The 26,926-nt window shown below is 64.2% G+C and carries 25 protein-coding genes and 2 pseudogenes; 11 read left to right on the forward strand and 16 right to left on the reverse strand.

Annotated elements, in window-relative coordinates; translation table 11 throughout:
* The first annotated feature begins 1 nt into the window (after position 1).
* Genes E3T25_RS07545 through E3T25_RS07565 form a run of 5 tightly spaced genes read left to right on the forward strand, consistent with a single transcriptional unit; the run spans position 2 to position 6,763 of the window.
* The gene (locus E3T25_RS07545) at positions 2 to 325 is read left to right on the forward strand and encodes a V-type ATP synthase subunit F (protein ID WP_158250282.1); all 324 of its coding nucleotides are present in this window, start codon (positions 2 to 4) and stop codon (positions 323 to 325) included.
* The gene (locus E3T25_RS07550) at positions 325 to 2,085 is read left to right on the forward strand and encodes a V-type ATP synthase subunit A (protein WP_134373436.1); all 1,761 of its coding nucleotides are present in this window, start codon (positions 325 to 327) and stop codon (positions 2,083 to 2,085) included. Before E3T25_RS07545 ends, E3T25_RS07550 begins: the two co-directional genes overlap by 1 nt.
* Positions 2,082 to 3,512: a V-type ATP synthase subunit B gene (locus E3T25_RS07555; protein WP_134373438.1), complete on the forward strand. Its 1,431-nt coding sequence runs from the start codon at positions 2,082 to 2,084 to the stop codon at positions 3,510 to 3,512. Before E3T25_RS07550 ends, E3T25_RS07555 begins: the two co-directional genes overlap by 4 nt.
* A complete protein-coding gene (locus E3T25_RS07560; RefSeq protein WP_134373440.1) occupies positions 3,509 to 6,298 on the forward strand; it encodes a cation-translocating P-type ATPase in 2,790 nt (929 codons plus the stop codon). The genes E3T25_RS07555 and E3T25_RS07560 overlap by 4 nt, the downstream gene beginning before the upstream one ends.
* Positions 6,299 to 6,307: 9 nt before the next feature.
* Positions 6,308 to 6,763, forward strand: coding sequence for a hypothetical protein (locus E3T25_RS07565; protein ID WP_134373442.1), 456 nt, complete (start codon positions 6,308 to 6,310; stop codon positions 6,761 to 6,763).
* 14 nt (positions 6,764 to 6,777) lie between these two features.
* Here the strand turns inward: E3T25_RS07565 and E3T25_RS07570 are convergent, their stop codons facing one another.
* Positions 6,778 to 7,092: a hypothetical protein gene (locus E3T25_RS07570; RefSeq protein ID WP_198412861.1), complete on the reverse strand. Its 315-nt coding sequence runs from the start codon at positions 7,090 to 7,092 to the stop codon at positions 6,778 to 6,780.
* Between E3T25_RS07570 and E3T25_RS07575 the strand changes: the two genes are divergently transcribed.
* Positions 7,085 to 7,270 (forward strand): hypothetical protein, encoded by a 186-nt coding sequence (locus E3T25_RS07575; protein WP_134373444.1) that lies wholly within the window; start codon positions 7,085 to 7,087, stop codon positions 7,268 to 7,270. The two genes, E3T25_RS07570 and E3T25_RS07575, sit on opposite strands and share 8 nt — an antisense overlap.
* 79 nt (positions 7,271 to 7,349) lie before the next feature.
* On the opposite strand, the gene E3T25_RS16735 is transcribed toward E3T25_RS07575, so the two are convergent.
* Positions 7,350 to 7,523, reverse strand: coding sequence for a hypothetical protein (locus E3T25_RS16735; protein ID WP_166784978.1), 174 nt, complete (start codon positions 7,521 to 7,523; stop codon positions 7,350 to 7,352).
* Positions 7,524 to 7,777: 254 nt separating this feature from the next.
* Here E3T25_RS16735 and E3T25_RS07580 point away from each other — a divergent pair, with 254 nt between their 5' ends.
* Positions 7,778 to 8,704 (forward strand): aldo/keto reductase, encoded by a 927-nt coding sequence (locus E3T25_RS07580; protein WP_104171202.1) that lies wholly within the window; start codon positions 7,778 to 7,780, stop codon positions 8,702 to 8,704.
* Positions 8,705 to 9,653: 949 nt separating this feature from the next.
* Here E3T25_RS07580 and E3T25_RS17805 read toward each other — a convergent pair.
* The 3 genes and pseudogenes from E3T25_RS17805 to E3T25_RS07595 all read right to left on the reverse strand — a co-directional run bounded on the left by E3T25_RS17805 (position 9,654) and on the right by E3T25_RS07595 (position 12,765).
* Positions 9,654 to 10,307: a DUF2249 domain-containing protein gene (locus tag E3T25_RS17805; protein WP_134341952.1), complete on the reverse strand. Its 654-nt coding sequence runs from the start codon at positions 10,305 to 10,307 to the stop codon at positions 9,654 to 9,656.
* Between the two features lie 200 nt (positions 10,308 to 10,507).
* A pseudogene (gltD, locus tag E3T25_RS17405) lies at positions 10,508 to 10,704 on the reverse strand (glutamate synthase); the annotation flags it as partial.
* A gap of 72 nt (positions 10,705 to 10,776) precedes the next feature.
* Positions 10,777 to 12,765 carry an aconitate hydratase gene (locus E3T25_RS07595; protein WP_134373446.1) on the reverse strand — a complete coding sequence of 663 codons (1,989 nt, stop codon included), beginning with the start codon at positions 12,763 to 12,765 and terminating at the stop codon, positions 10,777 to 10,779.
* Positions 12,766 to 12,942: 177 nt separating this feature from the next.
* Here E3T25_RS07595 and E3T25_RS17930 point away from each other — a divergent pair.
* Positions 12,943 to 13,497, forward strand: a pseudogene (locus E3T25_RS17930) (transposase); the annotation flags it as partial.
* 183 nt (positions 13,498 to 13,680) lie between these two features.
* Here the strand turns inward: E3T25_RS17930 and E3T25_RS07605 are convergent.
* The 6 genes from E3T25_RS07605 to E3T25_RS07630 all read right to left on the reverse strand — a co-directional run bounded on the left by E3T25_RS07605 (position 13,681) and on the right by E3T25_RS07630 (position 18,829).
* On the reverse strand, positions 13,681 to 14,703 hold the full coding sequence (locus tag E3T25_RS07605; RefSeq protein ID WP_134373450.1) for an Rv1681 family radical SAM protein: 1,023 nt from the start codon (positions 14,701 to 14,703) through the stop codon (positions 13,681 to 13,683).
* Positions 14,697 to 15,509 (reverse strand): Rv1680 family SBP-like protein, encoded by an 813-nt coding sequence (locus tag E3T25_RS07610; protein ID WP_104101612.1) that lies wholly within the window; start codon positions 15,507 to 15,509, stop codon positions 14,697 to 14,699. The genes E3T25_RS07605 and E3T25_RS07610 overlap by 7 nt, the downstream gene beginning before the upstream one ends.
* The gene (fadE16, locus tag E3T25_RS17935) at positions 15,506 to 16,690 is read right to left on the reverse strand and encodes an Rv1679 family acyl-CoA dehydrogenase (RefSeq protein WP_134373452.1); all 1,185 of its coding nucleotides are present in this window, start codon (positions 16,688 to 16,690) and stop codon (positions 15,506 to 15,508) included. The genes E3T25_RS07610 and fadE16 overlap by 4 nt, the downstream gene beginning before the upstream one ends.
* Before the next feature lie 6 nt (positions 16,691 to 16,696).
* Complete coding sequence (locus tag E3T25_RS07620; protein ID WP_104101606.1) at positions 16,697 to 17,092, reverse strand: Rv1678 family membrane protein; 396 nt, start codon at positions 17,090 to 17,092, stop codon at positions 16,697 to 16,699.
* A complete protein-coding gene (locus tag E3T25_RS07625) occupies positions 17,089 to 17,625 on the reverse strand; it encodes a DoxX family protein (protein WP_134341957.1) in 537 nt (178 codons plus the stop codon). The genes E3T25_RS07620 and E3T25_RS07625 overlap by 4 nt, the downstream gene beginning before the upstream one ends.
* 394 nt (positions 17,626 to 18,019) lie before the next feature.
* On the reverse strand, positions 18,020 to 18,829 hold the full coding sequence (locus E3T25_RS07630; RefSeq protein ID WP_241980725.1) for an SDR family oxidoreductase: 810 nt from the start codon (positions 18,827 to 18,829) through the stop codon (positions 18,020 to 18,022).
* 209 nt (positions 18,830 to 19,038) lie between these two features.
* On the opposite strand from E3T25_RS07630, the gene E3T25_RS07635 reads away from it, so the two are divergent.
* Complete coding sequence (locus E3T25_RS07635; RefSeq protein ID WP_134373454.1) at positions 19,039 to 19,743, forward strand: hypothetical protein; 705 nt, start codon at positions 19,039 to 19,041, stop codon at positions 19,741 to 19,743.
* Positions 19,744 to 19,785: 42 nt separating this feature from the next.
* Here the strand turns inward: E3T25_RS07635 and E3T25_RS07640 are convergent, their stop codons facing one another.
* The 5 genes from E3T25_RS07640 to E3T25_RS07660 all read right to left on the reverse strand — a co-directional run bounded on the left by E3T25_RS07640 (position 19,786) and on the right by E3T25_RS07660 (position 24,311).
* On the reverse strand, positions 19,786 to 20,415 hold the full coding sequence (locus tag E3T25_RS07640) for a DUF808 family protein (protein ID WP_338145473.1): 630 nt from the start codon (positions 20,413 to 20,415) through the stop codon (positions 19,786 to 19,788).
* Positions 20,416 to 20,472: 57 nt separating this feature from the next.
* Positions 20,473 to 21,414, reverse strand: a complete 942-nt coding sequence (locus E3T25_RS07645) for a Brp/Blh family beta-carotene 15,15'-dioxygenase (protein WP_104101593.1) — start codon at positions 21,412 to 21,414, stop codon at positions 20,473 to 20,475.
* Positions 21,411 to 22,610: a lycopene cyclase family protein gene (locus E3T25_RS07650; protein WP_134373456.1), complete on the reverse strand. Its 1,200-nt coding sequence runs from the start codon at positions 22,608 to 22,610 to the stop codon at positions 21,411 to 21,413. Before E3T25_RS07650 ends, E3T25_RS07645 begins: the two co-directional genes overlap by 4 nt.
* A 133-nt stretch (positions 22,611 to 22,743) precedes the next feature.
* Complete coding sequence (locus tag E3T25_RS07655; protein WP_104101588.1) at positions 22,744 to 23,367, reverse strand: LysE family transporter; 624 nt, start codon at positions 23,365 to 23,367, stop codon at positions 22,744 to 22,746.
* Between the two features lie 50 nt (positions 23,368 to 23,417).
* On the reverse strand, positions 23,418 to 24,311 hold the full coding sequence (locus E3T25_RS07660) for a DUF808 domain-containing protein (protein WP_134373482.1): 894 nt from the start codon (positions 24,309 to 24,311) through the stop codon (positions 23,418 to 23,420).
* Between the two features lie 197 nt (positions 24,312 to 24,508).
* Between E3T25_RS07660 and E3T25_RS07665 the strand changes: the two genes are divergently transcribed.
* Together E3T25_RS07665 and E3T25_RS07670 are read left to right on the forward strand one after the other, a co-directional pair.
* A complete protein-coding gene (locus E3T25_RS07665) occupies positions 24,509 to 25,075 on the forward strand; it encodes a PadR family transcriptional regulator (protein ID WP_104101585.1) in 567 nt (188 codons plus the stop codon).
* Positions 25,076 to 25,112: 37 nt separating this feature from the next.
* Positions 25,113 to 26,819, forward strand: coding sequence for an ABC1 kinase family protein (locus tag E3T25_RS07670; protein ID WP_134373458.1), 1,707 nt, complete (start codon positions 25,113 to 25,115; stop codon positions 26,817 to 26,819).
* Positions 26,820 to 26,926 lie beyond the last annotated feature (107 nt).

Raw genomic sequence — 26,926 nt, forward strand, 5'->3', positions numbered from 1 at the left:
AATGACGGTCGATGAACTGGCCGTCGGGTACCGCCTGGCCGGTGCTGATGTGATGGTCGTCGCCGATGCCGAGGCGGCAGGTACGAGACTCCGCGAACTCCTCGACGAGGGCGTGGAGGTGGGCGTGATCGCGGTGCATGAACCGTTTTACACGTCCCTCGACCCGCCGCTACTCCGGCGTATCGAAAGAACCCTGCCCCCACTCGTTGTCGCACTCCCCTCCGGGGAGCGTCCGCACGGCGACTCCGGACGGCGAGAACAACTCCTCCAACGGCTGTGGCAGGCAGTCGGTTACGAAATCACATTCGACTCAGAAGGCCGGTAATGAACACACAAACCCTGACCGACGCCGGAACCCTATGGCGGGTCGCCGGCCCCGTGGCCGAGGCGATAGGCCTCCACGCCCGGCTCTACGATGTCGTGCTAGTCGGCACGGCCCAACTCCCCGGCGAGGTGATCCGGATCGACGGCAAACGCTGCGTCATCCAGGTGTACGAGGACACCGCGGGCCTCGCGGTCGGCGAACCTGTCGTGAATACCGGCCAGCCGCTCCAGGTCGAGCTGGGGCCGGGGCTGCTGGGCCAGATCCTCGATGGGACGCAACGACCGCTGAGGGAGCTCGCCAGGCGCGGCGACGACCCGTATGCCGTCGCGACCATCGCGCGCGGGGCCCGCGCAACAGCGTTGGATCGCGAGCGCAGGTGGGACTTCTCGCCGGCGGTTCGCGAGGGTGACCAGGTGGGGCCGGGCGACCTGCTCGGAACCGTGCCGGATGCGGCGATGGCGCACCGTGTTCTGGTGCCGCCGAGAGTGAGCGGAATCGTTCGCAACCTGCGCACCGGCCTCCTGCGAGTCAGCGAACCGGTCGCAACGGTCGGCGACGAGGAAGTGGCGATGCTGCAGTACTGGCCCGTGCGCCAGGCTCGGCCGGCCTCGCAGCGACTCGCTCTCGAGGTGCCCCTTGTGACCGGCCAACGCGTCATCGACACTCTTTTCCCCATCGCTCGGGGTGGCGCAGCGGCGATCCCGGGAGGGTTCGGCACGGGCAAAACCGTGCTCGAACAGTCGCTCGCAAAGTGGTCGACGGCGGATGTTGTCATCTACATCGGCTGCGGGGAACGCGGCAACGAGCTGGCAGAGGTGCTCGAGGAGTTTCCGGCGCTCGTCGACCCACGCACGGGGACGTCGCTGATGCAGCGAACGGTGCTGATCGCGAATACGTCGAATATGCCTGTGGCCGCCCGTGAAGCGAGCATCTACACCGGGATCACCATTGCGGAGTTCTTCCGCGACCAGGGCCTGCATGTTGCGCTGATGGCCGACAGCACCAGCCGCTGGGGGGAGGCGCTGAGGGAGGTGTCGAGCCGCTTGGAAGAGATGCCGGCGGAGGAGGGCTACCCGGCCTACCTCGCCACCCGCCTGGCTGAATTCTACGAACGGGCCGGCGCCGTCCGCTGCCTCGGTGATGAGAATCGGACAGGTTCAGTCACCGTCATCGGTGCGGTCTCCCCGGCTGGCGGAGACTTCTCGGAACCCATCACCCAGCACAGTCTGAGATTGGCCGGGACATTCTGGGCCCTTGACACCGCGCTGGCGAGGCGTCGTCATTTTCCGTCGATCAACTGGACTCGCAGCTACACCCTCTACCAGCTCGACGGATGGTTCGCCGACGAGGTCTCCGCGGACTGGCCAGTGTTGCGGGCGTGGGCGCTGGACATGCTGCAACGCGAGACATCACTGCTGGAAATCGTGCAGCTCCTCGGAGCAGACGCGCTTGCGGCGCCACAGCGCGTGGTTCTCACCATCGGGCGGCTGCTCCGAGAGGATTTTCTGCAACAGTCCGCGTTCGACGAGGGCGACGCATCCTGTTCGCTCGCCAAGCAGCACACGATGCTCACCGCAATTCACGCAGCGCACGATGCACTGGCGACGGCAGTCGAACGCGGGGTGGCGCCGGACACCGCGTCGGCCGTTCCAACGCTGCTCGAGATCGGGCGCATGCGCGCCTGGCCCGAAGCCGAAATGGCTCAGCTCTCGAATGATCTGACCGCTCGCATCCGTACCCAACTTGAGGAACTCCGATGAAATCCACAGTGCCCGAAGCCGGCCCCGCCCCGAAGCTCTCCATCGACCACCGAACGGTCACCTATGTGTCCGGCCCGCTGCTCATCGCCGAGCAGGCGCAGGGCGTCGGCTACGACGAACTGGTTGACGTCATCGCGCCCGACGGAGACGTCCGACGGGGTCGAGTGCTCGAGGTAAGCGGCGACAAGATGACCGTGCAGGTGCTTGAGGGTACCCGCGGTCTTGACCGTCAGGGGACTGTCGTCCGCACCCGTGGTGCTTTCGCCCGACTGCCTGTCGGACCCGGCCTCATCGGGCGGATCCTCGACGGTGCCGGCGTACCGATCGACGGCGGCCCCCCGCTGCTGGCGGTAGCCGAGCGCGACGTGAATGGGGCGCCGATGAACCCGGTCGCGCGAGATCACCCCTCCGAGTTCATCGAGACCGGCATCTCGGCGATTGATGGCCTGAACACTCTGGTGCGCGGTCAGAAACTTCCGATCTTCTCCGGCTTCGGCCTGCCCGCCAACGAATTGGCGGTGCAAATTGCCGCGAGTGCGCGGGTGCTCGGAAGCGACGAGGACTTCGTGGTCGTCTTCGCAGCGATGGGGGTCACGCAACGCGAGGCTGCCTACTTCCGTGGTCAGTTCGCCGACAGCGCCGCACTCGAAAGGACGGTGCTCTTTCTGAACCTCGCCGACGACCCGACGGTCGAACGCCTGCTCACACCCCGAGCTGCGCTGACGGCCGCCGAGTACCTCGCGTGGGAGGAAGACCGCCATGTGCTTGTTATCCTCACCGATATCACCAACTACTGCGAGGCGCTTCGTGAGGTGGCCGCGGCTCGTGAGGAGATTCCGGGTCGGCGGGGCTATCCGGGATACATGTACACCGACCTTGCGTCGTTGTTCGAGCGTGCCGGGCGAGTGCGTGGCCGCCGGGGATCGGTTACCCAGCTGATGATCCTCTCGATGCCCGACGACGATATCAGTCACCCCATTCCCGATCTGACGGGCTACATCACCGAGGGACAAATCGTGCTGTCGCGGGATCTCCATCGGCGAGGCATCAGCCCGCCCATTGACGTTCTGCCCTCGCTGAGCCGGCTCATGAACGCTGGCATCGGTGCGGGGCGCACCCGGGAAGATCACTCAGCGGTCGCCGACCAGCTTTATGCCTGCTTTGCGAGAGGTCGGGAACTGCGCCAACTCTGCTCGATCGTCGGCGAGTCGGCCCTTTCGGAAGAGGATCGGCGGTTTCTGGCCTTCGCCGAGGACTTCGAGCAGCGTTTTGTCGGCCAGTCCGGTGTGTCACGCACGCTCGTCGAGACTCTCGACCGTGCGTGGGAGCTACTCGCTCGCTTTCCTGCGGCTGAACTCAAGCGGGTCAAACCGGATATTCTCGCGCGCTACCACCACTACAAGGATGAAATGGCGGAGACATCATGAGCACTGTTGTGGGCAAAACGGTCGCCTGGCACGACCAGGAAGTCGCGGTCGTCATAACCGGATTGCAGACGAATGCGACTTGGGGCCTTGACGAGAAGATCGCCGTTCATCGCCTGGAGGAGTCCGGCTACAACGAACTCGAGGAGCGCGCCGGTCGGTCGGTGTGGAACATTCTGTGGGAACAGGTGTCATCCATCCTGATCGTGATCCTGGTCGTGGCCGCCGGTTTGGCTGCGGCCCTGGGCAAGGCCATCGACGCCACAGCCATCATCGCCATTGTCGTTCTGTTCGTTGTTCTCGGGGTCGTGCAGGAGTACCGTGCGCAGAAGGCGATCGCCGCGCTGAAACAAATGGCAGCGCCAACCGTGCGCGTCGTGCGTGACGGCCAGGTCCGTGAGCTATCGGCGCGCGAACTCGTGCCCGGCGATCTCGTGCGCTTGGAGACCGGATCCGTGATTCCGGCCGATGTGCGCATCGTCGAAAGCATCAATCTGCGCACCCAGGAAGCCGCGCTGACGGGGGAATCCGAACCGGTCGACAAGACCACTGACCCGATTCCGGGCACCGACATTCCTCTCGGAGACCGCACCAATCTGGCCTTCCTGGGCACCTCCGTAACCTACGGGCGAGGGTCTGCCATCGTCGTCGAAACGGGCATGGCCACCGAACTCGGACGCATCGCCAACCTGATCCAGGAAGTCCCGCAGGAGAGAACGCTTCTGCAGAAACGCCTCGACAAGCTGGCGAAGCTTCTCGCCGCCGTTGCCGTCGCAGTCGCCATTCTCGTTTTCCTGACCGGCCTTCTCCGCGGGGAGGAGACCTCGCTCATTCTCCTCACCGCGGTCTCGCTCGCCGTGGCAATCGTCCCCGAGGGTCTGCCGGCTGTGCTGACCTTCACGCTGGCCCTCGGCGCCCAACGGATGCTCGTCCGCCGGGCGCTGGTGCGGCGGCTTGCCGCGGTGGAGACTCTCGGCTCCGTCACCGTCATCTGCTCGGACAAGACAGGCACGCTGACCGAGAACCGGATGACCGTGACTGTGCTCGAGACGCCGCGCGACAGCTTCGACCTCGCAGCGGGCGCGACCCCCGAACTCAATGATGACGGTCAGGTTCTGCTCGCTGCCGCAGCCCTCTGCAACGACGCGGTCCTGGACCGGCGATCTGAACATCCTGAAGCCGTCGGCGATCCGACCGAGGGCGCCCTCGTGCTCGCGGCGGATCGGTTCAGCATGAGCAAGGAAGATCTCGACTCGGGACTACCGCGAGTGGGCGAAGTGCCTTTCGACTCGACCCGAAAACGCATGACGACACTGCACCGCACCCCTGAGGGTGGTTCCCGTCTTCTTGACACGCTGATGACGGTTGCAGAGGGTGCTCCCTTCCTCGCCCTCGTCAAAGGTGCCGGAGATGGTATCCCAGAGCACTGCAACCGGATCGTTCAGAACGGGCGTGTCCGCCCGCTGGACGACGCAGCTCGAACTCGGTTCAGCGCCTCCATCGAGCAGATGACCGAAAAAGGCCTCCGAGTGCTTGCCGTCGCCGCACGCGGCCTCGAGGAACTCCCACCGTCGGGGAAGGGGGAGGAGGCCGAGCAGAGTCTCGTGCTGCTCGGGCTGATCGGGATGGTTGATCCTCCCCGCTCGGAAGCTCGGGATGCCATCGCGCGCTGCGCGACGGCAGGAATACGCCCCATCATGATCACCGGCGACCACCCCCGCACGGCGCGTGCCATCGCCGTCGATCTCGGCATCGCCGAACCGGACGGCCTCACCCTGACCGGGCGCGAGCTCGAGCAGATGGACAGCGAGACATTGCGCATCGCAGTGCGCACCACCTCCGTTTTCGCGCGAGTGTCTCCCGAGCACAAATTGCGCATCGTCGAGGCGCTGCAGGCCAACGGCGAAATCGTGGCGATGACCGGTGACGGGGTGAATGACGCGCCGGCACTAAAGAAGGCCGACATCGGTGTGGCTATGGGATCAGGAACGGATGTCGCCAAAGAGGCCGCCGAGGTCGTTCTGCTCGACGATAACTTCGCCACTATCGTGGCCGCGGTTGAGGAGGGGCGGGTCGTCTACGACAACGTGCGCCGTTTCGTGGGCTTCTCGATTTCAGGCAACTTCGCGAAAGTGCTGATCGTGGCAATCCCGCCGCTCTTCGGACTGCCGCTGTATCTTCTCCCGATCATGATTCTGTGGTCCAACCTGCTCACGGATGGCCTCTTGGGGCTCGGGATGGGCGTCGAGCGGGCCGAGCGGGACACGATGCGACGGCCTCCCTTCAAGCCGACCGAAAGCATCCTCAGTCGCGGCATCGGGACTCAGATCGCTTGGCTGGGTCCGGTGATCGGGGGGGCGCTGATCGCAGTAGGTTGGGTCGTTTGGTACAGCGCGGGCGGCGACAGCGGCTCGATCACTCCCGAAGCCGAGGCCCTCCTAGCGACAATCGTGTTCACGAGCCTCGCCTTCATCCAACTCGCGCGAGCCCTCGCCAGCCGTTCGTTCGTCGAGCCGGTCTGGCGAACGGGGCTGCGCGGCAACAGGGTTCTGGTGAGTATGATTCTGGTCGCGCTCGTCCTGCAACTCGCCGTGGTCTACCTGCCGTTCGCCCAGGAAATCTTCGGCACCGTACCTCTGAGCGCGGCCGAACTGGCGGTCGGCGTTCTTCTGGCGCTGGGTCTTCTCGTGATCATGGAGGTCGACAAAGCGTTCCGGCGGCGCGCCGTGCGCAAGAACTCCGCGAACGATGTTCCGGAGCAGAACCCACATCACCGCGGCCCGAAGTGAGCCATTCTGATGGCTGATCGGGACCGCACAGCGGTCCGTGCCCGTGACCCGGGCACGGCCCGGGGCCACCGAGGCCGAACGTTCGCCCTGTTCGGGCTGCCGCTGCTGGCCGTGGCCGGTGTGCTCGCCGTCTCGCTCGTCATCCCCGGGTCGAACACCTGCGGGGGACCCGTCCCCGGCTGCGGAACGCTGCGCAACGCCGGACAGATCCCGATGGACATTCAGGCGGCAGGTGGCACAGCCGACGTGGGCACCGTGACGGTGCAACCGAGGGAGCGGGTGCTGCTGTTCGGGACTGTGAGTGAGGTGCGGGTTGATGCGGGGCAGTGCCTGATCGTGGAGGGTGGACCGTTCTGGAACGCCCGCACCGACATCGACCGGGTGGCAGAGCCGAACGGGCTGTGGCACGCGATCGATGATTGGGGCGCACGGGTCCACCTCCGCGACGGGCCGTGCCTGGAGTAGACGTGACGCGGCCGTCACCGGCCCGACAGACGGCGTGCACGCCCGGTGAGCCGAGGTACGAGACGCACATGGATCACCATGCCGACCAGCTCCACGAGGGTCTGGGTCACCACGGCCAGTGCGGCCACGGACAAGGACTCCGGTAGCGCAAGTGCCAGAGGGAGCACCACCAGGGAATTGCGGACGGACCCGCTGAAGACGAGCGCACGAGTCGCCGGCACGTCCAGGCGTGCGAGTCGATTCGCTGACAACCCGACGACGACCATGATGACCGGGAACGCGATGTACAGCACCACCACCAGCAGAAGCGAGGCAATCCGGGTGCCCACCGCCGCGATCTGGGATCTGCTCAGCTTCGATTGCCCGGCCGAACCGGTGCCGACGGCCAACCCATTGAACCGTGACCGCAACCAACAGGGAAATCACGAGCAAGACGAGGAACGCCCCGAGGAACGGCTCGATCTCGATCATCGAGAGGTGTTCGGGCCGGCGAACAGCAGCAGGTAGATGGGAAGTAGAACAATCTGCAGAAGCATCAGCAGAGGTGTGGCCGCCAGGAGTCGTTCACGTGTGGCCAGTAGCACTTCTAGGTATGCACGTGATAACAGCGCCAGCCCACGTAGTTGGTAGCGCGGTTCTTGACGATGTGGTGCCGGCCCGTGTTGGGCGAGAGGATGAGGTGCAGGGCTGCGTCGACGGAGTCTATGGTGGACGATTCGGCGCTTTCGGCGAGGCTGATCACACGGGTATCTGGCTCCATTCGGGCGTCGAGTCGCGAAAAAAATCAAGAGTTCCCGAGACCTTTGGTGAATCCCGAACTTCGCTCTGACCCTTTACCGGTGCCAGTCGCCACCCCACCCGCCGGAGCAAAATGCACTCGGTCCAAGGCTTCCCCTTCATTTTTGGTTTTCCGATCGCGGCCACCGGCTGACCACGTAAGTGTGGCGCGCGAAAACTCTCCAACAGTCTTTGAGCGCGAGCTGGCAGAAATTCGAAGTAGGGCAGGATGGTCTGATGAAGATATACAACCCTCCACGTACGAATCTGCAGGCATCCAATGTCATTCTCGGGATGATGAGGATCTCGGACATGGACGATGAGGAGATCCGCGCTCTCGTCGGCACCGCGCGGGATGCCGGCATCAATTTCTTTGATCACGCCGATATCTACGGTGGCGCGCACGGCTGCGAAAAGCGGTTCGGTGACGCGGTCACGTTCACGGACGCAGAGCGTGAGGCGGTCATCATTCAGTCAAAGGTCGGCATCCGTCAGGGCTTTTTCGATTTCTCCAAGGAGCACATCCTCCGCTCGGTCGACGAGTCTCTCGCGGCGCTGAACATCGACTACCTGGATATCTTGCTGCTGCACCGTCCGGACACTCTGGTCGAGCCCGAGGATGTTGCTGCGGCGTTCGACGCGCTGCACGCCGCGGGAAAGGTGCGCAACTTTGGTGTCTCCAACCAGACGCCCGGGGTGATCGAACTGCTGAAGCGTTCGGTCAACCAGCCGCTGGCCTTCAACCAGGTGCAGCTGAGCATCACCCACGCGCCGTTGATCGCGCAGGGAGTTGCTGCCAACATGGCAGGGCTGGACCAGTCGATTGACCGCGACAACGGGCTCCTCGAGTACAGCAGACTGAACGACATCACCCTGCAGGCCTGGTCGCCGTTCCAGAGCGGCATCTTCGACGGCGTGTTCGTGGGCGACCGGGAGAATTACGGCCCGCTCAATGACGCCCTCGATGACATCGCCGCCGCCCACGGGGTCACGCCGACGGGGATCGCGGTCGCCTGGATCACCAGGCACCCGGCCAACATTCAGGTGGTCCTGGGGACGACCAAGCCCGCGCGAGTGGTGGAGTCTGCCGCAGGGTCCGAAATTCCGCTCAGCCGTGAGGAGTGGTACCGCCTCTTCACGACCGCTGGGCATGTCCTCCCATAAGCAGGAGCGCTCCACATCGTCTTCCTGACCCCAGATGCAGGTAACCCTGGCGGCCAGCGACGCGACTAATTGCACGAGGGGGTCGTGCAGCTTGTCGGCCGTGCCGCCGGGAATTACCCGCCTACGCTACGTCGACAATGATGACCCGAGAAGGGCGTGCCGTCCGCAAGGTGGACATCACGCCAATGAGGTCGTCGGCGAGTTCAGGTGGTGAGCGCAACACACTGAGTTCTGTGGGGTGTTGTTGATGGCTCGACCGTTGTCGCCTTTGAGCGTTCGTTTGTCGCTTTGGGAGGGGGTGGACGCGGGGCTGTCGGTGGCCGTCGCGACGCAGGCTGCGCCGTTCGACGACCTGGGATCAGGGAGCCTTCCGAATGGCCGGGAACCAGTCGGGTGTCGACCTCAACGGGGCGCTCGCCCAGCAGCGGGCCGGAGAACCTCGAACGCCGTTTCGCCGTGTGACGGTGGGTCGGACGCCCGCGGCGCCCGGTTCGGAGGTGACGGGCCATTCCCCGGGACAGCCCGTTTGCGTGCGGCGAATACAGAGCCCGATAGATACTTTCGTGCACGACGTCCATCTCGGGCTGTCCCGGGAAATCGATCCGCAGCTGGTGACTGATCTGCCTGGGTCTCCACTGTTGAACGCGGGCAGCAGTTGCGCCTGTGGAGATTCCTTCAGCTAGTCGCTATTCACACGGTTTCCGGTGAGATCATCCGCAGGGATGGTCTCCCCATCGCGTTTACTCCACGGGAATTCGGTTCTCCTGACTGGAAATGCAGGTGGTTTGGTTGCTCCTCAGCGTGCCGCGTACTGTTGACGATTCTGGCGGCCAAGGTGAGGAAATATTTGGAGTGGAACGGAATCACTTGGCGCGATGACGGCCGCCAAGAGATCGAACGCCTCCTGGCCACCAACAACTTCCCCGAATTCACCGGTCGGCTCTGTCGGTTAAGCGCGGCTGAAACGCACCCGCCAGAGCTCCGGACCTCGTTCGATGTAGCTCACGTCGAAAGTGTTTGGCTGGCTCTGCTGAAGTTCCGCCAGCATCCGTTGGGGGTCGTGCGGTTCGATCACGTCCAGGGCGAACCCCGGCACAACGGCGTCGAGCGCGCCGAAGACGGCCGCGTGCCGGATGGCGTGCGGGATGGTGCGGGCGTCGAGCACGATGGTGTCCGTCCCCTCGGTCGTCCCGTCACGGCCCCCATCTGCCGTCGGCTTGCCGAGTGCAATCGGCGGAGGACGCCGCGCCGGAGCGATGAGCTTCGCCACGGTGAGCAGGATGACCGCGTCTTCGACAGCCTCCAGCGAGTTGCGGCCCGGCGGCATCGTGATCAGGTCCCCGCGCCATCCAGACCACGATGCGCCACCCGAGGTGAGAACGACCCGCCCCTCGAGGACCTGCACGGTTGCTTCAGCCAGGTTGTCGTGTTCTCCAAGGCGTCGCCCGGCACGGAGCGCGATCAGCGTTTGCCGGAGGACGTGCACGTGGCCGCCGTAAACGGTCTCCGCGCTGCGACCGCTGGATGCGTCCCGTGCGTGATTGAGATGGTGGCGCACGAGTGCGGTGAGCGACTTCTTTTGCATGTCGTTCTCAACTTCCATTTCCCTCATGCTCCGCTACCGCTGTGCGCGTGTCAACGGTGCTGTGATTGCCGCGCGTGGCTGGTCGGTGCCGCCCGTTCTCAGTTCCCAGCCGGCCACGCTGCCAGCGCGTTGAGTCTGCTGATTTTCGAGGATCTCATGCTTGTTGATCTCCGTTTTCCGCGCGGTCTAGGCGCATAGTGCCGCGGTTGGGTTGAAGGTCAATTAGATGGCGAAGGGGTGGTCCGTTGGCTTGGGGAGGGCAGCTGCGTCTCACCTCCAAGAAACGATCGACGGCTGCTGCTGCGGCGCGACCTTCAGTGAAGGCCCAGACGATGAGCGACTGTCCCCGGCCGGCATCACCGGCGACGGACGCGCCCTCGTGGCTGGTCTGGTATTCACCGTCACATGCGATATTGAGATCGGTCGGGCACTGGGGGCGGTTACCGTCACAGAATGAAAATTTGCCGCAAAATGACACTGCGCGGGCCTATTTGGTTTCCTCAGGAACGGCGGCTCCGCGCGCGCTCCGGGTGCGCAGCCACGGGATGAGGCCACCGACGAGGAGCATCTCGATCTGCCGGGTCGAGAGTTCGTGGCGCACGGAGTAGATCTCATCACGGGTTATGTTGCGCACGAGGATCTCCGTTCCGTTCGAGAGCGCCTCACGAATCCCGTCGAGCACGAGCACGTCATCCTGCGCGATGCGATCGTGATCGGCCGCATCCGCGAACTGGAGCGCCAGTGCGCCGAAGTTGGCCAGGTTCTGCCAGTGGATGCGTGCGAACGAGACCGCCAGCACCACCCTTAATCCTAGGAAGCGCGGGGTGATCGCGGCGTGCTCCCTAGAGGAGCCCTGCCCATAGTTGGCACCGGCGACGATCATGTGGCCGGTCGTATCTCGGGTTTGGGCAGCGCGAGTCGGGTAGGTCGGGTCGACTTGGTCGAAGGTGAATTCGGCGAGCTTGGGGACGTTGCTGCGGAAAGGGAGCACGCGCGCACCCGCCGGCAGGATCTCATCCGTCGAAATGTCATCGCCCACGATCAGGGCGACAGGTGCCTCGATGTGCTCGGAGAGCGGTCCGAAGACCGGCAACGAGGAGATGTTTTCGCCCTTGACCAGGTGCACCGCTATGGATTCCTCCGGCGGTAAGGGCTTCTCGAGCATCGCCAGGTTCACGCGCGACACCGCCGGAAGTGTGATCTGGGGATATTCCAAGCCGAAGAGCCCGGGCAGGTCCCGCGGATCGGTGATCTGTCCCGTCAGCGCGGCGGCGGCCCCCGTCTCCGGCGAACATAAGTAGACCGAGTCTTCCTGGGTGCCCGAGCGGCCGGGAAAGTTGCGCGGCATCGTGCGCAGGCTGATGCTGCCATTCGCTGGGGCCTGGCCCATGCCGATGCAGCCCATACAGCCGGACTGATGCAGTCGAGCCCCCGCCCCGATCAGATCCAGGGTGGCCCCCATGATGGTCATGTCCTGCAGAATCTGCCGGGAGCTGGGATTCACGTCGAGGGACAGGCCGGGGAATGACTGCCGCCCCTTCGTGATCGCGGCCACGATCGCGAAATCGCGCAGGCCCGGATTCGCGGACGACCCGATCACGACCTGTCCCACCGGGCGCCCCGCCACTTCGCGCACCGGCACGACGTTGCCGGGCGAGCTGGGAAGCGCGATCAACGGCACGATAGAAGCCAAATCGATCTCCCCGGTCACGTCGTAGGTTGCATCTTCGTCCGCGAGCAGTTCGGTGAAATCCTGCTCGCGCTGTTCGGCGCGCAGGAAGGTTTGCACCTGAGCGTCGGCCGGGAAAACGGTGGTGGTCGCGCCCAGTTCGGCGCCCATATTGGCGATCACGTGCCGATCCATCGCGGTCAGGGTGGCGAGGCCGGGGCCGTAGTATTCGATGATCCGGTTGACGCCGCCCTTGACGCCGTGCCGGCGCAGCATTTCGAGGATGACGTCTTTGGCACTGGTCCACGGCGGCAGTTGTCCGGTGAGCTTCACGCCCCAGATTTCGGGCATCCTGATGTACAAGGGCTCGCCGGCTATGGCCAGGGCCACCTCGGTGCCGCCGACGCCGATGGCCAGCATCCCCAGCGAGCCGGCGGCCGGGGTGTGGCTGTCGGAGCCGACCATCGTCTTACCGGGGATGCCGAACCGCTGCATATGCGTGGGGTGCGACACCCCGTTCCCGGCCTTCGAGAACCACAGGCCGAACCGTTGGCAGGCGGAGCGGAGAAAGTCGTGGTCCTCCGCGTTCTTGCTGTCGGCCTGCAACAGGTTGTGGTCGACGTACTGCACGGAAACATCCGTGCGCGCGCGATCCAGTCCCAGCGCCTCCAACTCCAGCATGACCAGGGTCCCGGTCGCGTCCTGGGTGAGGGTCTGGTCGATGTGCAGGCCGATTTCGGTCCCCGGCACCATCTCCCCGGAGACCAGGTGCGACGCGATGAGTTTCTGGGCGACGTTGTATGCCACGGTGAGCTTCCTTACTCGATAGCGGTGCCCGCCGACATACGGCGGTAGCGAATTGGCCTCCGGGGCATTCCGCTCGTCCCCAAGGTAGGCCACTCGTGGCGCTGGGGCTAGCTTTTCCAGGGAGAATGGACATCCTCTGTACTGGAAAGATGGACCGGAAAGACGGGGCTTTGGGAGGGGGTATCGCGTCCTACTGGGTATCGGTGGTTAAGCGAGCATCAGAAGGTGCTGCCATCACCGGTTCAGGATTTCAGTGTCGCCCGTGTCGGACTTTGATCGTTGCGAGAGCGAGAAGAGATCGGATTCCAGCTCGCCCGGGGTCACGGGGTGCGTCGCATCGCAGCGGCACTGGGCCGGGCGCCGTCGACGATCAGTCGGGAGGTGACCAGCAACCAGGTCGCCGGCCGCTACGTGCCCTCGCTCGCGCAGGAGCAGACCTGGGCAAGGGCTCGGCGGCCAAGAGCCCGGAAGCTGGACGGATTAGCGTTACGGGAACAGGTCACCGTGATGCTCACCGATCGGTTCAGCCCGGAACAGGTTGCGGGTCGACTGAAAGTCGAGCATACGGAGAATCTGGAGATACAGGTGTCACACGAGACGATCTACCAGGCACTCTACGTTCAAGGTCGTGGATCGTTGCGCTTGGAAGTTGCCACCGCGTTGCGGTAAGGGCGGGCAACACAGCGACCGCAGAGGCCGGAGGGTCTCACCAGAGGCCGGAGGGTCCGGGATCCTCGAGAACGTTGCCGCCGAGCTCAACCGCCGGCCCCGCACACGCCACGGCTACCGAACGCCCGCAGAAGTCCTCGCCACACCAATCTCGAATCGAACAAATCAAACCGGTGTTGCACACACCACCTGAATTCGCCGCCCGGGTGAACCGAGACCACGCGGATGCTCGCCGAGCCGATACGGTCACGCGCAGGGGAACCATTCCGAGATTGCGTTGGCGGAACGGCGATGCGCGATGAATCGGCGGGTCACTTCAGCGATCGCATCTGCAAGCGGGAAGATGTTTCCCGTTACGAATTGGTCGTCGTGGTCGGCGGCAACGGGATGCCAGTAAACGCCGTCGGCGGTGATCGTCACCTCGGGTATGAGCGAGTCAACGGTCAGTTCTATGCCGGATTCAGCGACTCCGCGGTGGGCGAGTGCGCGGATTACCTGGTCGTCCCGCAGGATACCGAGAGTATCGAGAAAGGCGTGAAACGGCGCGAGTTCGTGCATCTGGTCGGCCGGCAAAGTGGCTGCGACCTTGACTCGAAATCCCTCGTCGTGTGCGATTTGGATGCCCGCGACGGCCCTGGCCCAGGACCCGGAGCCGCGGTGGCTGTCATGGATCTCGGATGTGGCAGAGTCGAGACTGATCTGCAGCACGAGCTGGGAGCGGTCCATTCGACGCAGGCGCTCGCGCCTCCTGCCGTGAAAAAGCATGCCGTTGGTGAGCAACGTCGTGGGCAGTTTGTTCGTGCAGGCATTGACCAACTCGTCGAGGTCATTCAGCAAGAACGGCTCTCCGCCGGTGAGGATGAGCTCTTTGACGTCGGCATCTGCAGCCTCGTGCGCGATCTGCCGGACTCGATCCATTCCGATGGCTCTCCGCTCTGCCTTCGGAGACGACCGAACGCAGCAATAGTCGCAAGCCAGATTGCAATCGAAATTGGTGTATACCCAGACCCGGGATCCTGGGAGCTGACCGGGATCGAGCCCGGCGAGCGGGTCGGGCGAGCGGCCGTGGAGCACGGTGATGGCCGACCCCACCATGCTGACGATCTCATTCCCACTCGAAAGGCACCACGCTGAGATGAGTTCCAGGGCGGCCTCCCGATCGCATGTCCCGAAGTCGACAGAAGCCGTACGGCCTGTTGCCACCCGGCTCACGTTCTCGACCAGGTCGAGGAGCAGGCCCGCGCCTACCGGAGGGCTCGCGGTCACCATCGGTCCGATACTTTCTGTTCCCGCACGGCCGCGATGAGCGAGGCATACCCGTCAAGTTTCGGCGACACCCACGCCCGCAGGCCTTCCATCTCGAGGATTCGCTGATGTTCGAGGTTCTCCCAGTCCATCGCGAATAGGTTTGCCACCCACTCGTCCGACCGGTCGATCGTCAGCGACGGCATGGCGGTGAAGGTGCAGTGGCTGTACTCGGGGGAGATCCAGAAGGACTCGAACGCGCCGGGGAGGAGCTCACCGCGACCGATCGCTTGCCACGTGTTGATGCCGATCGCCGCAGCATCCGCCCGATCCTCGAGCACCGCGCGAAGGGCGTCGAGTTCGCTCCTGCCCGTATCACCGTGTTTCCCGACATCGCTATTGATGCGAGTGAGATCGACATCCGTTTCGCCGATCCCCGCCTCACGCAGGAAATGCACGGGAAGGATGGCGGCTTGCGCTGAATCGCGTGACCCCAGGGCAAGTCGACGTCCACGAAGACTCTCCAGCCCGGTGAAACCGCTGCCTGCTCGGGCGACGAACACCGTCTGGAACACAAGGTCCGTATCCCGGGACGCGAGTGCACGGCATGCTCCATCCGTCTGGGCGACAGTGCGCACCCAGGCCAGGTTGGTATTCCACGCGAGATCGATTGTTCCCGTGATGAGGGAGTCCACCAGACTCGCATAATTTGAGAACAGCATGAAGTCGATCGGCGTTGAGGTCTCGGCGAAGTAGTCTCGCATCCCTTCCCAGATGGGTACGACATTGGGAGAGTACGCAACGGAGCCGATGATCAGGGGCGCACTCACGCTGCAGCACCCGTAGAGGCAGTGTCACGAGTTTGGGCGGCGGGTGCCGCGACGGTTTCCGGGGCGTCGAAAAGTGGGCGGCCAGTGATCGCCCTGCCGTAGAACTCATAGAGCACATCGGATGTCGGAGCCATCACGTGGCCCGCGCGGGCATCGCGAAAGTACCGATCTATTTGCAGGTGCTCCGAGAACGCCGCACCGCCGCAGACGCGCATCGCGGCATCCGTAATTCGCAGTGCGGCATCGTTCGATGATGCCTTGCTGCCGAGCACGAATAGGGGGGTATCCTCCTGCGGGTCAGCCACGCGACCAGCGGCCCGATCAAGGTACGCGCTCGCATTCGCGAGATCGATTGACATCTTCGCCAACTGCGCCCGAATTGTCGGTAGCGCTGACAGGCTTTGGTCGAGATGCTCCAGCCGGGTTCCCACCGTATGCCTCACCGCTGCGTCGACGGCCGCACGGCTGAGCCCGATAGACACAGCCGAGTTGCCGAGATTGAACCACGGCAAAACAGAACTCATCATGAGCCCGAATCCGCTACCGGCCGTCCCGAGACGGAATCCCTCGGAAGAATCCATGTCGATGGTCATCGGGCTCGAGGAGTTCCCACGCAATCCCATACCGCTCCACGGCCGGTCAACGCTGAGCCCCGGGCTATCTGCCGGGACCGCGAACAGGTCGACGGTCTCGGCATCCGCAGTCCCGGTAGAGATGATGTAGACATCCGCGTGGCCTGCGGAGGTCACCCAACTCTTTTTCGCCGAAATATGCATTCCGTCTGACGTCGAGGTCGCGCGCGACACCGGAGTCCAGAAGTGTGAGCGGGAACCCGCTTCAGAGAACGCGAGGGAGGCAAGAGAGCGACCACTGGCGAGATCCTCGAGGAGTGCGGGCATCCCCGCTGGCGGTGCGGCTGCGACGGGCATGGAAGCGCTCACATGCATCAGATAGATCATGGAGGTCGACCCGCACGCTCCCGCAAGCTGGCTGATGACCTCGACAAGCTCGCGTGGCCCCGCACCAAGACCACCAACCTCAGTGGGCAGAGTGAGTCCGAGCAAACCGGACTCGCGCAGGGCCGCGATGGCCTCATGTGGAAAACGCCCATCCGCATCTACTGCGTGGGCGTGAGTTCGTGCAACGTCGAGCACGGGCTGAACGCGTGAATTCAGGTCCATTACGGCTTACCTTTCGTCGGAATCGTGGGTGCGAATGAGCGAACGGACAGCGCGGGCGAGCATGAGAAGCCCGAGGCCGAGACCACCGGTGACCGCCATGGTAGAGGCGTCGCCCCCCAGCGGCCTGAAAGACGCCGCGAGCCCTGCGAGTTGCACGAGCGCGGCGACGGTCAGCAGAACACCGGCGGCAGCGTAGAGCGCGGGGCGCCGAGTGGCACCGCCGGCGATGGCGAGTGTGCCACTCACAAGTAGAACGACAGCACCAGTTGCCCCGATGTGCACGAAGTCGAATTCGGTCGGAAGCTGGGCGCCGAACACGAAGCCCGCAAACACAAGTGAGGCCAGGCCGAGAAGGACGCTAGCGCGGTCGAAGGCGCTCGAGCCGGCTGGTGATCGCCTCATGACAGCCTCATCATCAGTCGGGCCGCGCGCCCTGAGGATTGCACCCACTGCTGGCGAAGGACACCGTCGATTCCATAGCTTCGCCCAGCTGCGGTCGCGAAGATCGCGAGGTGAGCGAGCGCCATGAGATAGTACGACCAGTGCCATTCGTTCGGGGCGAAAAGTACTGAAAGCGTGATTGCCAGGGTCTGGCCGATGCCGACGACAGCCCAGAAACGCGTGGCGAGGCCGATGAGCAGAAAAGCCCCGAGTCCGCCTTCGACGAGGAGGGTGAACCACCCGAAGACCTCGATATTGGGCAGGATGACGGCTTCGACGAGTGAGGAGTAGGGCGGTAGAACAGGATGGGCGATCGCCTGGCTCGCCCAGAAGTAAAGTCCGTTCTCCTGTGCTCGGCCGAAGTCCGGAGGGATCTTCCAGGCGACATTCTGGATCCACATCAGTGCAACACCGACGCGGAGCACCGCGACCATAACCCCTGTCGCGCGGGAGACGGGAACCGCCACAACCGGCGCGTCATTGACTCGGGACATGAGAACCGTTCATCTCCAGCATCCAAGCGGCACGGAGAGCAAACCGCAATACCGAGAAGATGGAAAATCCCAAAGAAACTTCCCATCGAAATCCCATCATCTGCCCGACCGTGTTGTGCCATCCTTTCGGAAACGGCTTCTGACGCGCAGGCCGAGACAAGGCGACTGAAGCAGCAAATCGTCGAGTTGGACTATTCAGTCACGGTAGGCGCTTGCTCCGGACGGCCGCTATATGCGTTGGCGGAGCAGTGCCCACGCTTCTGGGGTCGCGACTATCGGCGTTGCGCTTGGCCTGCTGACCGGGCGCCGGATGGGCGTCCCTGCCCTCTGACAAGGGCGTGCGTTCGGCAAGGTGGTCGTCACTCCGCAGGGGTCGAAACCGGCGACCTGACGCTCACACGTTCAGGACTTGCCCAACCGTCGCACCGCCGTCGGCGATGAATTCGGTGCCCGTGGAGTAGGTTGCGTCGGCGACCAGGTACAGAATCAGCTTCGCCACCTCCTCAGGCTCGCCAATGCGCGGGATCGGCTGCCCCGCGTACATCTCCAAACTTTCCATACCCGCGGTCATCGGTGTACGGATGCCGCCAGGGTGCACCGAGACTACGCGGATGTTGTCAGCGCCGAGATCCAGGGCCGCGGCTTTTGTAAGTCCGCGCACTCCCCACTTGCTGGCAACGTAGGCGCTCAGGTTGGAGTAGCCCATGATTCCCGCGGTGGACGACACGTTGACGATGACCCCTCCGCCGGCAGCTTTCATTGATTCAGCGACCGAGCGGATGCCCAGAAAGACTCCGGTCAGATTGATGCCGATGACGCGGTTCCACTCCTCCAACTCTGTGGTGGCAACAGGCGTGAATGCGACGATTCCGGCGTTGTTGATGAGGATGTCAATGTGACCGACGGTGGAGTCGACGTCGGCCACCACCTGCTTCCACTGCGCCTCGTCTGCCACGTCGAGGTGTCGGTAGACGCCGCCAATCGAATCCGCCAGCGCCTGTCCGGCGTCATCGGCTATGTCGGCCACGATGACCCGGGCTCCCTCTGCTGCCAGCAGCGTCGCATCCGCCGCGCCCATACCCACGGAACCGCCTGTCACCAGCGCGATCCTGCCGTCGAGTTTTCCCATGATCGGTCTCGATTCTGTTTTTCTCGCCCCGCTCGGATCGCAAGACGAACGTCTCGCCACAGTAGCCACGTTCATTGGCAGCGGGCTACCTTGGCGCCATGCGAAAACTCTTCGTCTCGGCACGAGATCAAGAAATAGAAGCGGAAGTATGCTCCCCTGACGATGAGCGTCAGGACGAGGAGGTGTGGAGCTGAGTGCCAATGTTGCTCTGGCCCGCATGATAAATTCGATTGTTCCGATACCGGAGCATGACAGCACGCAGAACATCGTCGAGAGGCTCAAGCATGAGCGAGAAACTGAGCTTCCGAGTCCGACGCCTCAATAAGAAGCATCGGACCGCTTTCGTCGCGTTGTTCGCTGAACACCCGCAGGCCGAAGTCGATGACGCGCCTGAGATCTATTTCGACGACACCATCGAACTCCAAATTGAGTCCATGGCTTTGGCCCTCGTCGCCGAAACCGATGACGGCCGGCTTCTCGGCGCTCTTGTCACCGAACCGGACAGCTACGTTGACGAAAATCAGCTCGACGAAGACTCCACCGACGATGACATCGACGATGCAATCGTCAGCGATCACGGCACCGCCGTCTTCGAGTTGCTGATCACCGGTGGATCCGCGCAGGTGTGCCGGGAACTCCTCAACACTCTCGCACCGGCCCTCACCACCCGCGGTTTCGCTCAGGTGCATGCCAGCGTCCCACCGGATCTCGCCGAGGTGTTCCGCGGTCAAGGCTGGGTTGTCCTGCCAGAAAACACGGGTATCGCCTGGATGGGCATGGACCAGTCAGACGAGCAGGTGCGCGACTATGAAGCGGTCCCGAGCAGCTCGCTGGCCGCGTTCCTCGTGATCGACCCCAACGTGTACATGTCTTGGCCGTATGACGCTCCTGACAACCCCGAAGATGACGACTCTCGACAAGAGAACATCGCCACAGGCATGGAGGAGTTCGCAGCCCGGGTAGACGCAGAAGCATCCTCAGATTCTTAGTGGATGACGGCGAGCAGCACGCCGACGCCCACGAGGCTCTCGTCAGGCCGCTACGCGGTCTGTCCGATTCCGTTCCAGAAAGTGCGACACTCCGGAAAAGATCGCGACAATGCTCAGGCCCAGAATGAGCCGGAACACGGCCGGCATTGACCGCACGATGCGCGCGCCGAGGCCGATCACCGCCAGGGCGCCGAGCGTCAAACCGGTCCCGAAATCGGGATCGAGACCCGCCAGTGCGATGAGCATGATCTCTGTGCTGAGGATCAGGTCGGTGCGAGTAGGGCCGAAGACGAGTTTTCGCTCATCCCGCGGTTCAGTGTCGTCAGCCTCATGGTGGGCGCCGAACCATTCGGTGACTTTCTCCGCACCCTCGAAGCAGAAATAGGTGCCGCCGATGATCAGCAGCCACGGCAACACCCATGGTGCGAATGCGGAAAGGAGCAGTGCGAGCGGGATGATGATGAAGTTGTTGAACAGGCTGCCGAGTGCGATCTGCCTGACAGCGTGGAGTTCGCGTGCCGGTGTGAAAACCCGAACGTACTGTGGGGTGACGGCCGCGTCGTCGATGACGATTCCTGCGGTCTTAGCACTCGCCGTGGGGGCGGCGGTAAGTACGTCATCGACTACGGCGAGCAAGCCGACCGAGATCTGGACCTCCTCGAATGGGGGCATCACCCTGGTGGGCGACGCAGTGCTGACCACAGTTCCGCTCGGCACGGGCAGGAGATGTCACAGCAGAACCGCACCAGCTGCTCGTCGCTGACGAATTTCGTAGGTCACCACCATCATGTGCGGCACGGTGAGCCCTGCCAGACCGATGAACACCAGCTGCAGGATCTGCTCGCTGAGAACGCCGCCGGGGCCGAACGCGACGAGGAAGACCGCTACCGCGAGGAGGGGGACCACGGTGTAGACCACGACCAGGAGGGCCGTCTGCCGTCCGCCGCCCCGCTCCTCCTGGAATCCTCCCTTCAAGTGCCGAAAACTGTGCAGTGCGCAGAAATACAGCACGAAGAAGACCAGCGGTTCTGTGGCCAGGCCGAGCACTGTGGCGAGCACGATCTCAACGCTCTCGCTCGGCCGGTGTCGCAGGGCGACCAGGGCAGCGATCATCAGACCTGCCACGGCGATCGGCCCGAGCCACTCCTGCACGCTGGCCACCACTGCGCCTCCGTCACCGGACAGCACCACGTAGATTGCTCTGACCTGGTCAGGATGCGACAGCGCCGGCACGGTGAGCAGCCCGAATCCGGCGAGAAAACGCAGCCCGACCGACCGGTCCGCATTCCAATCGGAGCCGAAGTGCAGCGCCGACACGAGCAAAAACGCGACCAGGCTCAGCACGGGCGCGACCAGCCAGAGCAGCACCACGCCGACCACGACCAGAATGTAGACCGCGTTGAACCCGGCGAAGCCCAGCGGAGTGCGCCACAGCCCAGCCCGGCGCGCGATCAGTGGATCGAGAGCGCCGTGGGGCAGGCCCAGCACACCGGCGAGGATTCCCAGCAGCACGATTTGAACCGTGGGCGAGGGCATGGGAATGCCCAGTCCGACCACGGCCAGAATGACCAGGGCCAGGCTGGAGAACACCACCGTCTCGGCGGGCACGCGCCGCCGCCGCGGCGTGACGCGGGCGGCCTCGCTACGGGGAGGAGTGGTCTGATCGGTCATCGCTGCACGCTGGTTTCTGTGGTCGGCGTCGGTCTGGTGGCCGGCAGGGTCTGTGCCGGGCTGAACGCCGCAGGCGCGGCCACCTGGGAAAGAAAAGGGGTCCACGGCAGGCTCGCGATGATGCGTGCGTAGTCCGTGGGTCGGGCGCCGTCGCTGAGAAAGCGCACCAGCGCGGCGGGGGCAACGCCGCGGGCGAGGGCGAAAAAATACTCCGCGGTGCGTTCCGGATGCGCCCGAACGGCCTGCAGAAAGATGCGATCGAAGGCGCGCCTCGCCCGAGGTTCGTCTGGGTGGCCCACCGCCCCCTGGCCAGCGAGCAGGCTCTCCGTGCAGAGTTGAGCCCAGCGCTGAATGCGCAGGAACCCGTAGCCCGAGGCAGCCCGCAGCGCCCCGCCGGCATTGCCGGCGTGCACGACCCCGGGGATCGGCGACGCCGTCTGCCGGCCCAGACCCATGGCCAGCACGCCACCCTCGGTGCGCACCCGGCGGGCGTCGGCCAGGCCGAGCCCGGTGAGTACCTCGTCGAGCTCGCCGACCAGGCGCTCCCGCTCTATCGGCGCCGTGCCGAAGCGGGTCCACTCCACGATCGCGCGGTTCCGGCCGAGCGGCAGGGCGTACACAAAGCTCAAACCCTCAGCGTCGGCGTCGAGCGACCCCATCAGCGTGACCTCGCCGAGCTCGAACGGCAACGGATGCTCACGCTCCAGTTCGAAGCCCACGAAGCTCTGGTACAGCATCGACTCGGCGGCCCGTGGTCGGGTGTCAACCACCTGACGGGCTAGTAGGGGGCCCGCGTTCGTCTCAACCCTAACGCCGCCGGGGACTGCGTCGACCGTCTCGGCGTGCACGCCGAGGCGCAGGTCGACGTTCGCAGACTCGGCGATGTCGGCCTGCGCGCTCGCGTAGAAATCGCTGCCCCGAATGTACTGGTAGGCCAGCCCGGGTACCCGATGCCGAACGGTGAGGCCCGCCGCATCCGAAAAGGTCCAGGTCTTCCAGCTTCGTGAGACCAGGTGTGACAGGTCGTGCTGTTCCGGTCGCCAGAAGCACCAGCTGCGGTCGTCCTGATAGGCCGTGCGGGGTTCCAGCACCACGACGCGCAAACCGGAACGTACTCGGGCCAGCCGGGCGGCCAGCGTGAGACCGGCGAGTCCACCACCTAGTATCACGAGGTCGGCGTCCACGGCAGGCGTCATCTGTGCTCCTTGCGCTCGATCACGTCCGAGGTGCCAATGGGACGATCTTCGAACAGCCTAGTGGTCTTGGTATGTGATTTTTCGGCTGCTCACCCGGCTGCGAAAAACACCTTCAACCGGTGGTTTGGATTCCTCAGTGGAGGACCGCGAGCAGCACGCCGACAGCCACGAAGAGCACACCGAAGACGCGGTTCAACACGCGCTGGCCGTGATCGTCGCGGGTGAATCGCGCGAATGAATGCGCTGTTCCGGCGAAGAAGAACCACATCACCAGAATGTCGATCGCAACGACGGTGGCCGCGACGATCAGATACTGGGTCGGCATCGGCCTGTCCACCCGGATGAACTGAGGCAGGAACGCAAGGAAGAACACGATCGCTTTGGGGTTGAGCATGTTCACCCACAGCCCGCGTCGGAACATCGACCAGCGGGGCTCATCGCTCAGGGCCCGGGTGCGCTCGCCATCGAGTTCCGGCTTGGCCAGAAACTGACGGATGCCCAGGTAGACGAGGTAGGCGGCACCCGCGTAGCGAATAACGTTGAAGGCGATCGGAGAACCGGCCACGAGCAGACCGACACCGAGTGCCACGATCACGATGTGGATGAGAAGCGCGGCCTGCTGGCCGAGGATTCCCCAGATGGAGCGGCGAAAGCCCGCGTTGAGAGCGTTGCTCATGGTGTTGATCGCCCCCGCACCGGGCGTGAAGCTGATCAGGGTGCCCGCGCCGACAAGGGCCACCCACAGGGAGAACTGCACCGGGACATCCTCGTTTCATGCTGATTGCGGCTTGCCAGCCGGCGACGGGGTCAGGCCGTTACGCGGTGGGACCGATTCTGCTTGCGAAGGCGCGAGATCCCGGACAGGGCCGCGACAATGATCAGGCCGAGAATGAGCCCGAAAACGAGCGACATCGCGGTGTCGGTGACCCAGACAATGATGGGTCCGGCAGGTTCGACCGCCTGCGTCACGGCGTGCAGAACGTCGTAGGGAACGCTCCAGATCGTGTCGTTCAGGTTCACGATCACCAGGTGGCCTCCTACCCACAACATGGCGACCGTGCCGATGACGCTGATCACTCGGAACACGGCCGGCATCGATCGCACAATGCGCGCGCCGGTGCGTCTGACCCGTCGTACCGGGTGCTTCATCAGCGTCAGCCCGATGTCGTCGATCTTGACCAGCAGGGCGACCGCACCGTAGACGAGCGCCGTCATCCCCAGGCCGATCACGACCAAGGCGCCGAGCGTCATCCAGATGCCAAAATCGGGATCGAGACCCGCCAGTGCGATGAGCATGATCTCTGTGCTGAGGATGAGGTCGGTGCGAATAGCACCGAAGACGAGCTTTCGCTCATCTCGCATCTCAGTGTTGTCAGTGCCGTGATGAACTCCGAACCACTCGGTGACTTTCTCCGCACCCTCGAAACACAGATAGGTACCGCCGATGATCAGCAGCCACGGCAACACCCACGGCGCAAAGGCGGAGAGGAGTAGTGCGAGCGGGATGATGATGACGAATTTGTTGAACAGGCTACCGAGAGCGATCCGCCACACGATGGGAAGCTCGCGCGCCGGTGACAGTCCCTGAACGTACTGAGGCGTGACGGCCGCATCGTCGATCACGACGCCTGCGGTCTTCGCGCTAGCTTTGAGAGCGGCGGTGAGTATGTCATCGACAACGGCGAGCAGGCCGACGGACATCTGGTTCTCCTCGGATTCAGGGGCGTCGTCCTGGTGCAGGGCGACGGCAATGGGGTCAACATTACCGCGCGGCAGGGTGGGCACAGGCGCCTCCCAGACGGTGGAAAGAAGATTGATTCTGGTTTCGCCATCACGTCGCGAACGATATATCGTTAACTATCGTCGAGCCGGATGGCTTCGGCGCTGAGGAGGACATCATGAGTGGTTCATTTATGGGTGACGGGTTCAGGGCACGCCGGGGCGGTGCTGGTGAGGGCTGGCCCAGCGGAATGTGGGATGCCATGGAGCAGCTGCGCGGACAGTTCGACCGCAAGGCCGGTCCGAGAATGGCACGCGGGAACGTGCGTGCGGCGGTGCTTGCGCTGCTCGCCGAGAAGCCGATGCACGGATACCAGATCATTCATGAGATCGAGGAACGCAGCAATGGCGCCTGGAAGCCGAGCCCCGGCTCGGTGTATCCCACGCTTCAGCTGCTTGCGGACGAGGGCCTCATCAACGCCGAGGAGTCCAACGGTCGCAAGACCTACTCGCTCACGGACGAAGGCCGCGGGGTAGCGGATGCCATGGCCGACCAGCCGGCCCCGTGGGAGGCCCAGAGCGCTCGGGACACCGGGCGGGCGGCCGCGCTGCCCAAGGCCGGCATCGACCTGGCTCAGGCCGCCGCGCAGGTCGCGCGATCCGGCAACCCGGAGCAGGTGAAGCAGGCTGTCGCCATCCTGGATGAGGCGCGTCGCAAGCTGTACGCCATCCTCGCCCAGGACTGACCGAGTGCCCTCAGCACGTCGGCATCACGGAGATCAGATGACCGACGTCGCGGACTTGCGTGCCCGCTACCGCCGGATTTTGCGGTTCGCCGCCCTGTATTTGGCGCAGACGTGGTGTTACGAGGTCCTTCTCCCGCGGGTCGGGCTCGCGCGGGTCGCGGCACGAAGCAGATCGGCGCGACTGCAGCACATCGCGCAGCGCTTCCACGTGCTCGCGGTCGACCTGGGTGGCCTCATGATCAAGGTCGGCCAGTTCATGTCGTCGCGCCTCGACGTGCTGCCGCCGGAGATCACGAAAGAGCTCGAAGGTCTGCAAGACGAGGTTCCGCCGGTGCCCTTTCCGGCGATCCAGGCCGTCGCTGAAGCCGAGCTGGGTGTGACGCTCGAGCGTGCGTTCTCTTACATCGATCCCTCGCCGCTGGCCGCAGCATCCCTCGGTCAGGTGCACCGCGCTCGGCTGTCGGAACTCGATGCCGCCGAGACCGGTCTGCTCGACGTCGTCGTCAAGATTCAGCGGCCGGGCATCAGCGAGATCGTCGAGGTCGACCTCGGCGCTCTCCGACGTGTTGCCCGCTGGCTCAGCCACGTGCGTCTCGTTTCGGATCGCGTCGACATGCCCGCCCTGGTCGAGGAGTTCGCGTTCACGAGTCTTGAGGAGATCGACTACCTGCACGAGGCGGCAAGCGCCGAACGGTTCGAGCGGAACTTCGCAGACGACCCCCGGGTCAGCGTTCCCGAATTGGTGTGGGAGCGCACCACGCGGCGCGTGCTGACCCTCCAAGACGTGACCGCGATCAAGATCAACGACGTCGACGGGCTGAGGGCAGCCGGAATCGACCCGTCAGAAGTTGCCGAGGACTTCGCGGCGGTCATGTTCGACCAGCTCTTCGTCAATGGCTACTTCCACGCCGACCCGCACCCCGGAAACATCTTCGTCACGCCGCTCGCCGCCGGTGTACCCGGAGCGGACCACGGCCGGGCCTGGAAGTTCACCTTCATCGACTTCGGGATGATGGGCGACGTGCCCGATGTCCTGCGTCGGGGCCTGGTGAATCTGCTCATCGCCGCCGCGTCACGGGACGGAAAGGGGATGGTGGACGGCATCCGCGAAGTGGGTGTGCTCCTGCCGTCCGCTGATACCGCCGAACTCGAGCGCGCGATGACGAAGCTGTTCGCCCGTTTCGGCGGGATGGGTTTCGCCGAGTTGCAGGATGTCGACCCGCGCGAGTTCCGCGCCTTCGCCATCGAGTTCGGTGATGTGGTGCGCTCGCTGCCGTTTCAGCTTCCGGAGAACTTTCTGCTCATCGTGCGCGCGATGTCGCTGACCTCGGGAATGTGCAGTTCGCTCGACCCCGCCTTCAATATCTGGAATTCCGTCGAGCCATATTCCGCCCAATTGATCCGCGCCGAGGGCGGGAACGTGGTGCAGGCGACCGCAAAGCAAGTGGCGTCGGTTGCGGCCATCATCGCGCGGCTTCCCCAGCGGCTCGACAGCCTCGCGACGCGATTCGACGACGGTACCGTCTCGGTGCAGACTCCCCGGATCGAGCGTCGCTTGGTCATCATCGAGCGAACCGCACGTCAGATCGTCTCGGCAATCCTCTTCGCCGCTCTGCTGATCGGCGGCATTCTGCTTCGTGCCGAAGATGTCGTGCTCGGAACGGTGCTCGTAGCCGTGTCCGCGCTCCCGCTGTTGCACGCCCTCTTCGCCGGGCTATCGGCGCGGCGCGGACCGCTGCTCTAGTCCCGACTGCGTGGAACGCCATTTCGGTTACTGAAATGCCTATGTCTGGTCAGAACGAAAAGCGGGATGCGGGGTTGCCGTCGACCTCGAGGTCACGACGCGCGCCC

This window comes from Cryobacterium sandaracinum (assembly GCF_004403415.1).
GTDB classification, from domain to species: domain Bacteria; phylum Actinomycetota; class Actinomycetes; order Actinomycetales; family Microbacteriaceae; genus Cryobacterium; species Cryobacterium sandaracinum.

Coding starts and splice junctions, on each gene's coding strand:
- E3T25_RS07635 (WP_134373454.1), top strand. CDS start 19,039: ATGAGCGAGAAACTGAGCTTCCGAGTCCGACGCCTCAATAAGAAGCAT.
- E3T25_RS07620 (WP_104101606.1), bottom strand. CDS start 17,092: ATGAGGCGATCACCAGCCGGCTCGAGCGCCTTCGACCGCGCTAGCGTC.
- E3T25_RS16735 (WP_166784978.1), bottom strand. CDS start 7,523: ATGGAGCCAGATACCCGTGTGATCAGCCTCGCCGAAAGCGCCGAATCG.
- E3T25_RS07650 (WP_134373456.1), bottom strand. CDS start 22,610: ATGACGCCTGCCGTGGACGCCGACCTCGTGATACTAGGTGGTGGACTC.
- E3T25_RS07630 (WP_241980725.1), bottom strand. CDS start 18,829: ATGAACGTGGCTACTGTGGCGAGACGTTCGTCTTGCGATCCGAGCGGG.
- E3T25_RS17805 (WP_134341952.1), bottom strand. CDS start 10,307: ATGGAAGTTGAGAACGACATGCAAAAGAAGTCGCTCACCGCACTCGTG.
- E3T25_RS07565 (WP_134373442.1), top strand. CDS start 6,308: ATGGCTGATCGGGACCGCACAGCGGTCCGTGCCCGTGACCCGGGCACG.
- fadE16 (WP_134373452.1), bottom strand. CDS start 16,690: ATGGACCTGAATTCACGCGTTCAGCCCGTGCTCGACGTTGCACGAACT.
- E3T25_RS07545 (WP_158250282.1), top strand. CDS start 2: ATGACGGTCGATGAACTGGCCGTCGGGTACCGCCTGGCCGGTGCTGAT.
- E3T25_RS07625 (WP_134341957.1), bottom strand. CDS start 17,625: ATGTCCCGAGTCAATGACGCGCCGGTTGTGGCGGTTCCCGTCTCCCGC.
- E3T25_RS07670 (WP_134373458.1), top strand. CDS start 25,113: ATGACCGACGTCGCGGACTTGCGTGCCCGCTACCGCCGGATTTTGCGG.
- E3T25_RS07605 (WP_134373450.1), bottom strand. CDS start 14,703: ATGGTGACCGCGAGCCCTCCGGTAGGCGCGGGCCTGCTCCTCGACCTG.
- E3T25_RS07640 (WP_338145473.1), bottom strand. CDS start 20,415: ATGCCCCCATTCGAGGAGGTCCAGATCTCGGTCGGCTTGCTCGCCGTA.
- E3T25_RS07660 (WP_134373482.1), bottom strand. CDS start 24,311: ATGTCCGTCGGCCTGCTCGCCGTTGTCGATGACATACTCACCGCCGCT.
- E3T25_RS07550 (WP_134373436.1), top strand. CDS start 325: ATGAACACACAAACCCTGACCGACGCCGGAACCCTATGGCGGGTCGCC.
- E3T25_RS07665 (WP_104101585.1), top strand. CDS start 24,509: ATGAGTGGTTCATTTATGGGTGACGGGTTCAGGGCACGCCGGGGCGGT.
- E3T25_RS07645 (WP_104101593.1), bottom strand. CDS start 21,414: ATGACCGATCAGACCACTCCTCCCCGTAGCGAGGCCGCCCGCGTCACG.
- E3T25_RS07560 (WP_134373440.1), top strand. CDS start 3,509: ATGAGCACTGTTGTGGGCAAAACGGTCGCCTGGCACGACCAGGAAGTC.
- E3T25_RS07580 (WP_104171202.1), top strand. CDS start 7,778: ATGAAGATATACAACCCTCCACGTACGAATCTGCAGGCATCCAATGTC.
- E3T25_RS07555 (WP_134373438.1), top strand. CDS start 2,082: ATGAAATCCACAGTGCCCGAAGCCGGCCCCGCCCCGAAGCTCTCCATC.